Source organism: Kribbella sp. NPDC055071, assembly GCF_053608045.1.
This window is the reverse complement of record NZ_JBSGUS010000013.1, coordinates 14,107-27,964: the sequence shown is the minus strand read 5'-3', so window position 1 is coordinate 27,964 and position 13,858 is coordinate 14,107. Positions and strand designations below refer to the sequence as shown.

Sequence of the window (13,858 nt, the reverse complement as noted above, 5' to 3'; positions counted from 1 at the left end):
GTGCACCGGCTCCCGGGATCACACGCGGCGTCACACGGTGACCGTCTTGACTCCGGTACGACGGCCGCACCGCGCGGCCGGAAGTGGCCAGCAGGATCTGGCAAAGACTCGTCGACGAGCCGGGAGCGCTATCTGAGGATTCAGAGCGTCCGCACCCCGATCTCCAGGCCATCACAATCTCCGACCAGCGGAGGGCTCACGCCTGACCTCCACCAAAACCACAGATTGTGATGGCCTGGAGATCGCTCACTAGTCGTAGGCGGAGTCCACCAGGAGTTCTGACGCGCGGTCCGGCTCGTTCAGGACTGCTCGGATGACGTGGCGTTGGTCCCAGCGGCCGCTTGACCAGGCGAGGGCCTTCGCGAGGCCGTCGAAGGTTGCGGCGTGGGGGGCGCCTTCGGCGTCTACCCACCAGGAGACCTCTACGCCGTCGACGGTGAGTTCGTCGTGTTCCCACCAGGTTGGAGGGACCTCGGGGACCAGCTCACGGACCAGGTCCGGTACGTCGGCCGCCGTACCCTCGCCGTCTATGGTGCCCTCGGCAACCTCCTGCGCCATCGGTACGTCGAACAGGTCACTCAAACCGTCGGCCGCGGCGCCGGACGCGACCACGAAGCCACCCAGGTCCTCGCGCTGTAACCACATTGGGCTGTCGACCACGACCGCGTCGTCGGAATCGGTCACCCGCGTGAGTCCGTCGTTCGCGAGGACTCGGACGTGGTCCGGCGCGTCTCCGGGGAACAGCGACAACGTCCCGAGCCGGCTCCACAGCCGCAGGAGCGTGGCCTCGTCGACCTCGCGCTCGGGATCGGCGAGCCGCTCCAGCAGCAGATCGATGCCGTCGGCATCGAGATCGCCGACCTCGCGCACCAGCCCGACCGCGGTCCGCACCTCAGGATCGAGCCCGGCCGTCCACGCCGGCGCCTCGTCCAGGAACTGCGCCAGCACAGGCTCCGCGTCAGGATCTGCCCGCCCCGCCAGCGGTTCGCCGTCATCCAGTAGGACCCGGTCGCGGATCCACCAGGCCGCGTACGACGGTACGCCGAGCGGCCGGTCGTCCGGTCCGACCACCCGTACCTGAGTCACGAGCGCGCGCCGCAGCTCCGGCGACGACCCGAACAGATCGAGGACACGCGGCCAGGAGTCGTCGGTGATCCAGTCGAGGTCGCGGATCGCCAGGAGTTCGCCGACCGTCGCGCCGTACCGCGATCCGTCCGGGGCTACGTCGTACGCCCAATCGTCGATGGCATCGAGGTCTTTGAGTGCCTCCGGCAACTGATCCAGCGCGACGTCCGATGCGGTGACGACGCCCAGGGACGCGAGTACGCCGACCGCCTCAAGCGCGTCGAGTCCGTAGCGGTCGAGCAACTCACCGGCGACCGGGGCGACCTCGTCGGGGTCGAGGATCTTCTCGGTGTCGGATTCGGGGATCACCAGGGCGTTGGCCGGGACGAGCTCACCGTCGGCATCCCGCAGCACCAGGTCGGACAGCCACCACAACCCTTCGGCTTGGGACGGATCGGCGGCGATCAAGCTCAGCACGGCGTGGGCGATCGCGTCGGGATCGTCAGCCTCGTTGGAGTGCTCGACAGCAGTGCGTACGGCGCTGTCCTCCAGCAACGACCGCGGTGTCGCCGGAAGCGCGCCGAGCCGCTCGAGCGCGGGGTCGACCGCATCCGGGTGGACGACGCGGACGCCGTACTCCCCGAAGGCGGCGAGTATCTCGGTGGGGATCTCCGGGCCAGGTAGCAGGAGACCGCGCGCACCGCGGACCAGCCGGCCGTCGGCGAGCGGAACCGGCAGTGTGCCAAGGGATTCGCGCAGCAAGGCATCCGTGACCATGCCGGCCAGCGAGGAGTAGAGCGCCCGCCACCACTCGGGCGACTCCTCAGCTCCCAGCTGATCGATCACGTCCGCCAACTCCAGTCGACGGACCGTCAGGGCATCCAACGCCAGCCGATCCTGGCGTACGCCCCGAACCAGCCCCGGGACGATCGGCGCCAGCACCCGGTTGAACGCGTCATCCGCGCCCTCAACCACCACCGCGTCCCGCGGCCGCAACAACTCGCCGTCCTCAACGCCTCGGACGATCGGCGTCTCCGAGAGCACCTTCAGGATCGCGTCCCGCAGCTGCCGATCAAGCGCCCCCGCCGCCAACCCGGTAGGCACCAGCCGCAACACGTCGTCGCCGGCCTCCGCCCGCTCCCGCAACAACTCCCCGTACGCCGAAGCCGACTCCCCCACGATCCGATCCGCCAACCCCCCACCCGCCACATGCCGCCGAGTCGGATCCAACGGAAAACTCGCGAGCAGCAAAGCTTCAAGTGAGAGCGGTTCATCGGTTGGTGTGGGCGCCTGGACCACACCTGGTAGTTGGGTAGTCAGATCGCGTGGAAGCGCCCAGAGGACTGACCAGGTGGGTCGGGAGCGCTCTTCGGTGGGACGGTCGGCCAACAGGTGTTCGCGTTCTTCGGCGGTGAACGTGCCGCTGGTTCGGTGGATGTGCCAGCGGGACTCGGCGTCGGCGAGGACGCGGTGCTCGTTGTCGGCCTCGATTTCGATGCGGTCGAGACCGGGGAGCGCGAGCAGCAGAGCGTCGTTCGCATCGGTGAGGAGGCGCCGGACGAGGGCGGCCGCGGCCTCGTCGCGGAGTGGGAGGATGACGGCGGTGTCGTAGCCCTCGGGCGGTTCGCCGTCGGCTTCGAACGGGAGCCGCAGGACCGGGACCTGACCGTCGCGTCGTCGGACCTCGGTGTCGAGGCCGGCCGAGCCGAGCTCCGTGATCGCGGCCGCGGTGTCTGCCTTGGAGAACCGCACCCCACCCGTCCGCGACAGAATGATCGGTTCGTCGGAGACCGCGAGTACGGCGGAGAACCCCACGCCGAAGCGACCGACCGTGGGCTCGTCCCGCTTCGCCGAGGCCCGCAGCGTCGCCAGTGATTCGACGCCGTCCGGGCTCAGCGGCGTACCGGTGTTGGCGACGACGAGCGTCTCCCCGCGGAACGAGTACAGCACCCGGCCCGGCGTCCCCGCACGTTCCGCGGCGTCGGCGGCGTTCTGGGCGAGCTCGATCACGAGGCGGTCGGCATACCCACCGAGGGCGAGGTCCTCCTCGGCGTTCGCGTCCTCCCGGAACCGTACGGGCGCCGCCGACCACCCAGCCAGGACCCGCTCCCGAATCCCCGCTGTACCGAACACGTCGTCACTCACCGGTGCAGTATGCCGCACGCCCGGAGACCGTCTGCCGGGGCAGCAAAATCTGCCCCGACGAACGGCCTCAGCGGTACGCCGTTACTGGAAGGAGCACCCCGGGTTCGGCGCGTCCTCGGAGAGCGGGCTGCCGGCCGGGTCGACGTACAGGACCTCGAGGACGAGCGGCTTCGTGCCGAGGTTGCGGCCGATGTGGACGTGGTTCGCGCCGCTCGGCTCGGTGAACGCGGCGCCGGCGCGGTAGACGCCGTCGGTCGTGCAGTCGTGGTCGGAGTGCGTCAGCGTCCCGGACTTCACGAACGCGTACAGCGTGCCGTCGTGGAAGTGCCAGCCGGTCGTACCGCCCGGCTGGATCGTGATCTCGCGCAGGATGATGTCCTTACCGCCGACGGTCGTCTGCGACAGGATCGTGCCGGTGACTCCCGAACCGGGCGTCGCGTCGGCGGCCGCCGGGACCAGGGCGATCGAGGCCGTCGCGAGGCCTCCGGTCGCGAGAACAGCGAGCGCTCCCCGAGTGACTCCGCGCATGTTCGTTCCTTTCGGTGAAGGTGTTTGACGTCATCGTGGCAGAGCATGGATATCGTGGTGCGGTGATCCCACCCGGAAGCCGGTACGTCGCCCTTGGCAGTTCGTTCGCGGCAGGGCCGGGAATCAGACCGATCGTGCAACCAAAAGCCGGTCGATCAGGCAACAACTACGCGCACCTGGTCGCGTCGGCCCTGGAGCTCGAGCTCACCGACGTCACCTACTCCGGCGCGACCACCGCGCACCTGCTCGACACCCGGCAGGACGAGGCGGCCCCGCAGCTCGATGCCGTCACCGCCGACACCGAGCTCGTCACGATCACTGTCGGGGGCAACGATCTCGACTACGTCGGGACCTTCATTCGCGGCAGCTTCCTGAACACGCTGGCCAAGCCGGCCACGATCCTCGGCCGCCGGTTCGCGAACCGGATCCGGGCTCGGGTCAGCTACCTCAAGGAGGACGCGCAGTACCAGGCCGTCACGGACTCCCTCGTCGCCGTGGTCTCGAAGGTCCGCGAGCGCGCTCCGGACGCGCGGATCATCCTGGTCGACTACCTCACGCTTGTCGGCCCGAGCACCCGGGCGCGTCTCGACGTACCGCTGAACGAGGAACAACTGCCCAGCGTCGCGATGATGGCCGACGGTCTCGCCGCGGCCTTCGCGAAAGCCGCGGCCGCCACCGGAGCCGACCTGATCACGGCATCGGCCGCAAGCCGCGACCACGCCATCGGCTCCTCGGATCCGTGGGTCACCGGCTTCTCCCGCGGTCTACGCGGCGCCTTCACCGGCTTCGTCCCCTACCACCCGAACGCCGCCGGCATGCAAGCCGTCGCCGACCTCATCGTGGCCAGACTCAAAGCCTGAAGGCCCGTCACCGCCGAGCTGAAACTCGGCCCCGGCGGCCCGACGTATTACGCGGTGTATCGGCGGGCGGTGGAACAGCCCGCAGTTTCGTGGGCCAGGGGAAATCCAGCGGGGCGGAGCTTGCCTGCCATTGACGGCCTAGCTCCCGCAGCGTTTCGGTGGCGCGGTTGATGTCAGGATCGAGGTAGGGACAGGGGTCCGAGCGACTCACGCCCCACAGCTCGCGGACTCGTGCGTACGGCGTTGCCCAGCCGTTCTCGACCGCTTCGTGGATGGCGCTGGTGACCGCCTCGCTGATGCCGATGCTGTTCGGCGCCTTCAGGATGCGGGTGCTGCGGACCTTCGCGTCGTACCGCTTCTTGCCCGCGGTCTGTTGCATGCTGTCGAAGACCGCGCCGGCCGCGATGCAGCCGAAGATGCCGTCGGGCATAGCCAGTTCGCGTTCGGTGACCGCGTGGGCCAGATCGTGCGGCACGCGATGCTTGCGTGAGTACGAGACGAGGCTGAACTCGGCGCCGTCCGCGCGCCGGATCAGGGTGACACTCTCACCGCGCTCGTCGTGCACGAAGGTAAGCCGCATACGGACCAGGCTGAACCCTCGCGACTCTCCGCACCACCGATTTACCGTCGAGGTTGCCGGGTAAGTGCAAAGGATTGTGGGACCGGATGGCCGAGTTCACACTGGCGATCGTGTACGTCCATCCGTTGATTCGGGCGGCGCGACCACGGATTCGGCAGTTGCTGTACCGAGACCGTGCGCTGCTGCTTGCCGGTGTAGTCGCGATCCTCGCCGGATTCGGTTTTGCGTACCTCGACTACACCGGTCGCAACTATTCGGTCGAGGCCGCCACGGTCCGGTCCGACACGATCGTCGAGGCGGAAGTGGTGTCCGCCGGCCCGGGTCCCTGGCCGGACCGGCGTTTCCGGGTCGAGGTGGATGCCAACGGCGAGCCACTACCGGTCCGGGGCGCTGAGCGCCTGGTCCCGGCACCGGCTGTGCACCAGCAGATCCGGGTTGTTTTCGAGAAGGACCATGCTCTCGCCGCCGATGTCGAATGGAAGGTCTCCGCACGGCATCGCACGCTCATCACCCTGCTCGGGATCATCCCGGTGACGTTGGGGTTGGTCGGGGCCTGGCTGTTGTGGAGCCGGGTACGACTCCGCCGTCCGGTGCGCAGAGCGCTGTCCCGGGCCCGCCGGATCGAGCCGGTCCGAGTGCTGGAGATCGTCCGCAAGTTGCCATCGGACGACCTCTGGATCCGGCGGCGCGACGGTTCGGTCGAGACGCAGGTCGGACTGGTGATCGAGGACCTCGACGGTCGCCGGTGGCTGTGGATGGTCAGCGACTTCCGGCCCGACCTGGTCAGGGAAGGCGACGTGATCCGGGTGACCGGCCAACCGGCCCCGGACGGCTGGCTCGTCGGCATCGTCCCGTCCGGCGTCGGGTCGCTGGTTCACGACCCTCCGACCGTCCTGGTCCCAACGGCTCCCCTCGACCACTGACGCTGCGGGTGTCAGCCGCAGGCCTTGTTCGAGGTGAGCGCCTCCCGCGCGCCTTGGTACGCGTTCGCGCGACGACGGCCGCCGACCAGCTTGCTCCACCATCCGCGAGCGCTTCGCTGTCCGCTGCCGGCGGGCCGGCTGAGTCCGTGCTTGTGCTCGCGCTCGTCCTTGGCCAAGATGCTCAGTGACACCATCAGGTTCAGCGGTTCCATCGGTCTGTCCTCCGTGTCCGGGCGCCCCTTCCAGGCGCTTTCACGGGTACGTCGGAACCGCCGGCCGGATCTTGACACCCACCGGCGATGAAATACTCCCGTGATGATCTACCGGTTCGTGGTGGGGCGGCTGGAGTGCGTGGTGGTCAGCGACGGCCAGCCGAGTCCGCCGTGGGAGCCTCCGCTGGATTCGTACTTCACGCCGGACGTCGGGGTGGCCGAGGACGAGTTGCGGGCGGCCGCGGCGGGCCGGTCGACGCTGACCTGCGGGTACAACTGCCTGTTCGTCCGGACTCCGGACGGGCTCGCGGTGGTGGACACCGGACTGGGCGCGAGCTTCCTCGGGTACGGCGAGTACATCGAGCCGCTGGTCGGGCAGCTCGAGGGCGGGATGGCCGGGGCGGGGTTCTCGCGTGCAGAGCTGGCGGCGGTGGTCTTCACGCATTTGCATCAGGATCATTCGCGCGGGGCGACCTGGTCGGGTGAGGTGAGGTTCCCGGCGGCGACGGCGTACGCGCATGCTGCTGAGGTCGCCTTCTGGTCCGCGCCGATCGAGTTGCCGTCTGCTGAGCCGCATGTCGAGGCGGCGCGAGCGGCGATCCGGGAGTTCGGCGACAGGCTCCGGCCGTTCGAGCACGATGCGGAGCTGCTGCCTGGGGTCCGAGCCATCGACGCGGCTGGGCATACGCCCGGCCACACAGCCGTGCTGTTGGAGTCGGCCGGGGAACGCCTGCTGTGTGTCGGCGACACCTTCTACGACCCGCTACAGGTAACGCATCCGGAGTGGGCGACCCCATGGGACCTCGACCGTCCGAGCTCGGTCGCGTCCCGGCGCAGGATCCTGGAGTGGGCCGCGGCTGAGCGACTCCTGCTGCACGCCTACCACCTGCCGTTCCCGGGCCTCGGTCACGTCAGTCGCCGCGGCGCCGGCTTCACCTGGGAACCGGTCGGATAGGCAGACCGAAGGTGGCGGGTACTCCGGGGCTGAAGGCGACGTGGTCGGGTGGGCGGTTCACGGAGAGGCCGACGGAGCTGAGGAGGGAGTCGGCGTCCAGGGTGGTGATGGTTGCGGTGTGGAGGATCCAGGGTGGGTGTTCGTTGGGGAGGTAGAACGAGGGCTTGTGGAGACCCCAGCGCGCGGTGAGGAAGTGTTCTAGCGGACCTGGCTTCAACCGCGAACCCATTTCGATGGCGATGGTTGAGCTGCTGCGGACGCCCGGCCAACGGAGGGTGGACGTGTAGGTGTGGTGATTGCCGTCGCGCGTGTGGGTCATGCGGGCCCAGCGATACGGGAGGCCGAAGACCGTGCGCGCGGTCGCGACGACCGCCAGGCGGTTGGCGTCGAGGCTGAGGAAGATCACGCCGCGTCGGCCGGTGGCGTCGATCGAGTACAACCGGACGTTCGTCTCCAGGAACGAGCCGAAATACGGTACGGCGGGACCGTGCGGCAGGCCCGTGTCGACCATGCGGAAGGGCACGAGGCCGACGTACGTGCGTCCCTCGAAGGTGTCCGGGCGGGTGCCGGGTGGAAAGAAGCGTGCAACCTCAGCTGGCTCGACGGCCCAATGCAGGAAGGTCAGATCGAGCCAGCGTTGCCGCAGGATCCGTGGTCGGCGCAGCGGCGGCGCCTCCGGCCAGATCGCAGCCATGCTCACTCCGCGGTGGGGCGAACCTCGCAGGTCGGGCGACCGTCGTTCAGCTCGCAGACGATGTGCGGAGTGCCACCCGCCTCGCTCGGCCGCCACGGCATGACAGCGTCGCCGGTGAGCAGGGCGTCGAGGGTCTGCAGTTCGGGATCGCGTTGCTCGGTGTGATGGCGGTAGCCGGCCGCGCCGAGCGCCAAGGCGATCGCCATGCCGAGCAGGTTGACCTCGGTCGGCTCGTCCGGCGCGACCGATCCCTCCGCGGGGACGAGCTTGATGCCGTGCTCGGGGACCTCGACGATCTGCGCGACGTACCTGCCATCAGTCATGCGACAGAGCGTAACTCCAGACGTCATCAGATGTCCGCCACGTACCTGTGAACTGGGGGTGTCCCCGGCGGCAGCCGGAGCGCGAGGCGCCGCCGGGGACGGTCGCCGTGGGAGCCGCGCTGCCGACGCCTCGGCCGGGGCCGAACCGGCCGGAGCGGCGACAGATGCACGCGATCTCCCACGACGACGTTATCGGCCCAGCCGCGACTTCAGGTCGTTACCGACCGCGGTGAGCAAGGTTCGGGCCGGTACGTCGCGCACCGAGCGAGCCTGAGCCAGGTACAGGTTGAGCGCGACCGTCGCGACGACCGTCTGATGACGGTCGGCCGCACGCTGCGCCAGCCCCAACTGAACCTTCATGACCGTCGCAGTTGCCAACGGCACCTTTCCGGCCACGCGATACCGCTCGACCAGCTTGGTGGCCTCGGCGTACGAGGCGACCACCGTGAACGGCACCGTGGTCACCGAGCTGTTGCCAGCGGCATCCAATGCCGTGGCCGTCACCTTGTGGTCACCGAGCCCGAGCGTCATCCCGTCCAGCTTGCCGTTCGTCGGCTTGCCGTCAACCGCCAGCGTGACCCCCGCCGGACCCGACAAGGCGTCCGTCGCAGTCGCCGCGACCGTCACCGTCGAGGCCACTCCCAGTGAGCTCGGCAGACCCGTGACGGTCGCCTTCGGCGGTGTGCTGTCGATCTTGACCGTCACCGAAGACGGCTCCGACACATTGCCGGCCGTATCACTGGCTCGAACGGCGAGCGTATGAGTCCCGTCCGCGGACAACGTGACGGGTGCCGTGTACTCGGACCAGTCGCCGTCGCCGGCCTTCTGTTCCACGTAGACCTGACCACCTTGGTCGTCGGTTGCCATCGCCGTGGCAACGACCGGACCGGTCCACCAGCCCGCCTGGCCCGAAGGCGTCGACGGATTCACCGACAGCGTGACCGTCGGCGCGACCGTGTCCCTGACCAGCTTGAAGTAGTCGAACGTGGCGGTCTTCGAGGCCGTCTGGTCCACGCCGTACGCGAAGACACCGAACTTTGCCGACGACAACGCCGGGTTGGTTACTGGTGCCAGCGCGTTCCAGGTCAGACCATCCGCACTGTAGGAGCCGGTGAACGTCGACCCCGACTTGGCAAGACGCAGATACCAGACTCCCTGCGTCGGGCTCGGCGCGTTCGGTTGCGTCGATTGGACGACGTCGCCGACCTCACTCCGCAACTCGATGCCTCGCGCAACGGTCGAACCTGGCGTGTTGGTGGTGAGGTAGTCGAGCTTGACATAGTTCGCGTCATCGGCGTAGACCATCAACCCGGCTTGCTGGAACGCCTCGTTGAACGTCGAGCCGTCCACCTTGGTTTCGATGGTCCAGTCCCCATCCGGGGCGGGCTGCAGCATCAGGTTGCGCGGGTTCGTTGCCGTCCCGCCGTAGATGTCGCCCTTGCTGGTGTCGATCTCCAGCTTGTCACCGGTCACCCGGTACGCCGCGGGATCCGGCCGTACGACGTTCGACCACCGGCACGCGTCCAGCGTCGTACCAGTGAACTCGTCATCCGGCGCGGGTGTCTCGGCCGTGTCGTCCGGCGTCAAGGTGAAGTAGTCGAACGACGCCGTGATCGGCAGTGCCTCGGTCCGGTTGGCCAGCCCGAACATCCCGATCCGGGGGTTCGTGATCCCGGCGAGCTGCTTGGTCTCCGGCATGTCGGTGAAGGTCGAGCCATCGGCACTGTACGACGCCTTCAGCGACGTCCCGTCCGACGTGAACCGCACCCACACGGTGTCCGGGTACGCCGCACCCAGGTTGGCCGTGTTCGACGCGGCGACCTCGTTCGGTACGCCGTTCTCCTCGCGGATGTACTGGAAGATCCGGTCGGCCGCGGACGGTCCGCTGGTGTTGCGACCCTGGATCACCATCTTGGCGTAGTTGTCGTCATCGCCGTAGACGATCAACCCGGCCTGCTGATAGGCCAGTCGAGCCGGCAACGTGACCTTGGTGGTCGCCTGCCAGGGACCGGCCGGGGCGGGCTGCAGAACAAGGTTCGGCGTGCCCGTGTTGCCGGTCCCGTAGATGTCGGTCGCGGTCAACGGGATCGACAACTTGCCATCGGCAACCGATAGATCTTGGTTGCCGCGCACAACGGACGACCAGCGCCCGGTGTTCAGCGCCGTACCGTCGAACCCGTCCGAACGTCCGGTCAGGCAGGTCGGCAACGACGGCGAATCCACCGTGATCACCGTCTTCGCCGTGCCGACCGCACCGCGCGAGTCGGTCACGGTCGCCGTGGCCGTGAAGGTCCCGGCCGAGGTGTAGGTGTGGCTCACCGTCGCCCCGGTCGCGGTGCTTCCGTCACCGAAGCTCCACGCGTAGGTCAACGGCAGATCGCCCTCGGGGTCGGTCGCCGCCGCGGTGAAGTCGACCTTGAGCGGAGCCTTGCCCTGGGTGGCGGAGGCGGTCGTCGTCACGGCCGGACGCTCGTTCTCCGTCACGCCCTTGCCGATGAACTTCACCCAGTTGACGTTGAGCTGCCCGGTCGTCTTGACGAAGTACAGCGGTCCACTGGTCAGTGACGCTCCACTGACCGGCGCGGTGAAGTCGCCGTACGTCTGCCAACCACCCGTCGGAGTGACCTGGATCGTTGCGACCACAGGGCCATCAGTGGGCGAACCCTGCCGGACCTGGACCGTCGCACCGGCATCCGGTGACGCCGCGCGCAATCCGATCTGGTTGATCCCGGTCAGGTTGGTCGGCTTCCAGCCCCACCAGTCGCCGTCTTCGATGAACCCGATGTTCTTCCCGCCGCCGGCAGTGTCACCGGTGTCCTCGACCTGCACTCCGGGTGCGGAGCCCGGACCGCCGGTCTCGCTGAAGTACTCGGCCTCGCGCGTCTTCGGCTGGAGCTGGACGACCTTCTGCGTGGTGATCTTCCCGGTCCCCGGCGCACCCTTGTCCGTGTAGGTCACGGTGACGATGCCGAAGATGTTCGCGCCGACATGGCCGTCGTCACCCGGTAGCGGGAAGTCGCCCTCACACCCGTGGTACTGCTCGTACGGGTGGGCGTGCTCGTCGTGGCCGAGCGCCGGCTGCGTGATCACGTCGTTGCAGTCGACCACGCCGTCCTCGGGATCGGTGACCGTCACCTTGTAGTGGATCGTGTCGCCGAAGTCGAAGAACCCACCGTCGACCGGCGCCTCCACGGTGATCGTCGGCGCCGTGTTGCCGGCCGTGATGGTCCGGTTCGACACCGCCGTCCGTCCGTCCGGATCGGTCACGGTCAGCCGCGCCGAGTAGACCCCGGCAGTGGTGTAGGTGTACGACGGTTTCGCCTCGGTGCTGTCCGTCGTACCGTTGCCGTCGAAGTCCCACGCCAGTGTCACCGGCTGACCGTCAGGATCACGCGACCCGGTCGAGTCGAAGGTGACAGTCAGTGGCACCGGCCCGGACGTCTTGTCGGTATTCATCTGCGCAATCGGCGCTCTATTCCCTTGGACATAGTCGATTCGGTAGATCCCGGAGTCGGCATTGTTGCCACCGAACCCGCTGCCCCACTCGATCACGTACAGCGCGCCGTCCGGCCCGAACTGCAGTGCGTGCGGCCGGATGAAGTTCATCTTCTGCAGCATCCGGGAGACGTCCGCGACGCCGGTGCGGTCGTCGGTCAGCTGCACCGAGAAGAGCCGGCTGTCGTTCCAGTCGGCGAAGACCGCCTTGCCGTCGAAGTACGCCGGCCACTTACGATCCGAGGTGCTGTCCGCGTCGTACTTGTAGGCACCGCTGGTCATCGGCGCACCGCTCCCGCCGATCTCCGGCACGCCGGTCGTCGACTTGCCCATCCAGAGCTTCGCCGGGATTGCGGCCGGCAGCTGGGTGATGCCGGTGTTGTTCGGCGAGTCGTTGACCGGAGCGTTGCAGTTGAACGTGGCTCCCGCCGTACCGGTGGCGAAGTCGTAGTCGTTGTACGGCGTGTTCGCGCCGACGCAGTAGGGCCAACCGTAGAAGCCCGGCTTGTCGAGGATGTTCCACTCGACCCGGCCGTCCGGTCCGCGCGTCGGCGAGACCTGGCCGGCGTCCGGTCCGTAGTCGGCCACGAAGAGGTGGTTCGTGGTCGGGTCGATGCCGATCCGGAACGGGTTGCGGAAGCCCATCGCGTAGATCTCGGGGCGGGTCTTCGCCGTACCCGGCGGGAACATGTTCCCGTCCGGGATCGTGTAGGTGCCGTCCGGCTCGGGGTGGATCCGCAGGACCTTCCCGTTCAGGGCGTTGCTGTTGGCGGCACTGCGCTGCGAATCCCAGGCCGCGCGTCCGGGCCGCTCGTCCAGCGGCGAGTATCCGTCGGAGTCGAACGGGTTGCTGTTGTCGCCGGTGGCCAGGTAAAGGTTGCCGTTGCCATCGAACTCCATCGCGCCGCCCGCGTGGCAACACTCGTTGCGCTGCGTATCGACCCGCAGCACTTCCTTCTCACTCGCGAGGTCAAGGGTGTCACCAGTCACCTTGAACCGGGAGATGCGGTCGAAGGGCTCCGTGCCCACCGGCGAGTAGTAGAGATAGATGAATCCGTTCGTCGCGAACGCCGGATCCAGCGCGATGCCGAGCAGGCCGAACTCCTGGCCCGTGTAGACATTCAGCGTCCCGGCGGTCACGACGGACCCGTCGGTCTTGACGATCTTCACCGCGCCGTTCCGGTCGATGTAGAAGACCCGGCCGTCCTGAGCGATGGACAACTCCATCGGGTTCGACGTGTCGTCGTCCAGCGTGACCTTCTCGTAGCTGTCGCTCAACGACGCGCCGCAGTCCGCGGGCAGAACGCCGGCCGCCGTCTTGATGCCGCCGAGCAGAAGGTTCTTGAACGTCGGATCGGCGTAGGACTCGATCGTGTGGCCCATCCCCGTGTACCAGGACCGGCCACCGTCGTAATCCTGACACCACGTGATCGGGTGCTCCGGGCCCATGTTGCCGCCCGTGTACGACGTTTCGTCCAGCGACTCGAGCACGTGGACCGTGCCGCGCGGGTTGGTCCGGTAGTTGTACCACTCGTCCGTCCGCGGCCAGAGCGTCGGAGCGCCGGCGGTCGACGGGTGCGCGTGGTCCTCGGTTTTCACTGTGGCACCCGGCGTACCGGCTGGGTGGCTGTCGAAGTAGCTGCCGACGAGCTGTCCGTACCACGGCCAGTCGTACTCGGTGTCGGACGCGGCGTGGATACCGGCGTACCCGCCACCGCCACGGATGTACCGCTCGAACGCCGCCTGCTGGTCGGCGTTCAGGACATCACCGGTCGTGGACAACCAGATGACGACCTCGTACTTCGCGAGTTCGGTGTCGTTGAACACCGTCGCGTCCTCGGTCGCCGTGACGGTGAAGTTGTTCGCCGCGGCGAGGTCCTTGATCGCCTGGATCCCGGCCGGGATCGAGTCGTGCCGGAACCCGGCCGTCTTGCTGAAGATCAGTGCGTTGAAGGTTTCGTCGCCGTGCCCGGGATGGGCCCGGGCCGGCAGCGAGGTTGCCGGTATCAGTAGGGATGCGATCAGGGCGAGCACGAGCACACGAATCACCGTGCCGTGCCTGCGTAGCTGGATCATGC

10 protein-coding genes are annotated in these 13,858 nt (G+C 68.0%); 3 read left to right on the top strand and 7 right to left on the bottom strand.

Going from position 1 to position 13,858, the window contains the following annotated elements; translation table 11 throughout:
* Nucleotides 1–249: 249 nt before the first annotated feature.
* Nucleotides 250–3,210, bottom strand: coding sequence for a sacsin N-terminal ATP-binding-like domain-containing protein (locus ACWF4Z_RS21855; protein ID WP_452244946.1), 2,961 nt, complete (start codon nt 3,208–3,210; stop codon nt 250–252).
* An 81-nt stretch (nt 3,211–3,291) separates the two neighbouring features.
* On the bottom strand, nt 3,292–3,738 hold the full coding sequence (locus ACWF4Z_RS21850; RefSeq protein WP_452244945.1) for a cupin domain-containing protein: 447 nt from the start codon (nt 3,736–3,738) through the stop codon (nt 3,292–3,294).
* Nucleotides 3,739–3,800: 62 nt separating this feature from the next.
* On the opposite strand from ACWF4Z_RS21850, the gene ACWF4Z_RS21845 reads away from it, so the two are divergent.
* Entirely contained in the window at nt 3,801–4,598 is a 798-nt protein-coding gene (locus ACWF4Z_RS21845; RefSeq protein WP_452244944.1) for an SGNH/GDSL hydrolase family protein, read from the top strand.
* A gap of 7 nt (nt 4,599–4,605) precedes the next feature.
* On the opposite strand, the gene ACWF4Z_RS21840 is transcribed toward ACWF4Z_RS21845, so the two are convergent.
* On the bottom strand, nt 4,606–5,178 hold the full coding sequence (locus tag ACWF4Z_RS21840) for a hypothetical protein (RefSeq protein ID WP_452244943.1): 573 nt from the start codon (nt 5,176–5,178) through the stop codon (nt 4,606–4,608).
* A gap of 86 nt (nt 5,179–5,264) precedes the next feature.
* Between ACWF4Z_RS21840 and ACWF4Z_RS21835 the strand changes: the two genes are divergently transcribed.
* Complete coding sequence (locus ACWF4Z_RS21835) at nt 5,265–6,101, top strand: hypothetical protein (protein ID WP_452244942.1); 837 nt, start codon at nt 5,265–5,267, stop codon at nt 6,099–6,101.
* 11 nt (nt 6,102–6,112) lie between these two features.
* On the opposite strand, the gene ACWF4Z_RS21830 is transcribed toward ACWF4Z_RS21835, so the two are convergent.
* Nucleotides 6,113–6,313: a hypothetical protein gene (locus ACWF4Z_RS21830; protein ID WP_452244941.1), complete on the bottom strand. Its 201-nt coding sequence runs from the start codon at nt 6,311–6,313 to the stop codon at nt 6,113–6,115.
* Nucleotides 6,314–6,416: 103 nt separating this feature from the next.
* Between ACWF4Z_RS21830 and ACWF4Z_RS21825 the strand changes: the two genes are divergently transcribed.
* On the top strand, nt 6,417–7,268 hold the full coding sequence (locus ACWF4Z_RS21825; protein ID WP_452244940.1) for an MBL fold metallo-hydrolase: 852 nt from the start codon (nt 6,417–6,419) through the stop codon (nt 7,266–7,268).
* Here the strand turns inward: ACWF4Z_RS21825 and ACWF4Z_RS21820 are convergent.
* The 3 genes from ACWF4Z_RS21820 to ACWF4Z_RS21810 form a co-directional block, all read right to left on the bottom strand.
* On the bottom strand, nt 7,246–7,962 hold the full coding sequence (locus ACWF4Z_RS21820) for a YqjF family protein (protein WP_452244939.1): 717 nt from the start codon (nt 7,960–7,962) through the stop codon (nt 7,246–7,248). The genes ACWF4Z_RS21825 and ACWF4Z_RS21820 overlap by 23 nt on opposite strands.
* Before the next feature lie 2 nt (nt 7,963–7,964).
* Nucleotides 7,965–8,285 (bottom strand): hypothetical protein, encoded by a 321-nt coding sequence (locus tag ACWF4Z_RS21815; RefSeq protein ID WP_452244938.1) that lies wholly within the window; start codon nt 8,283–8,285, stop codon nt 7,965–7,967.
* Between the two features lie 189 nt (nt 8,286–8,474).
* Nucleotides 8,475–13,856, bottom strand: a complete 5,382-nt coding sequence (locus ACWF4Z_RS21810; protein WP_452244937.1) for a ThuA domain-containing protein — start codon at nt 13,854–13,856, stop codon at nt 8,475–8,477.
* Between the last annotated feature and the right edge of the window lie 2 nt (nt 13,857–13,858).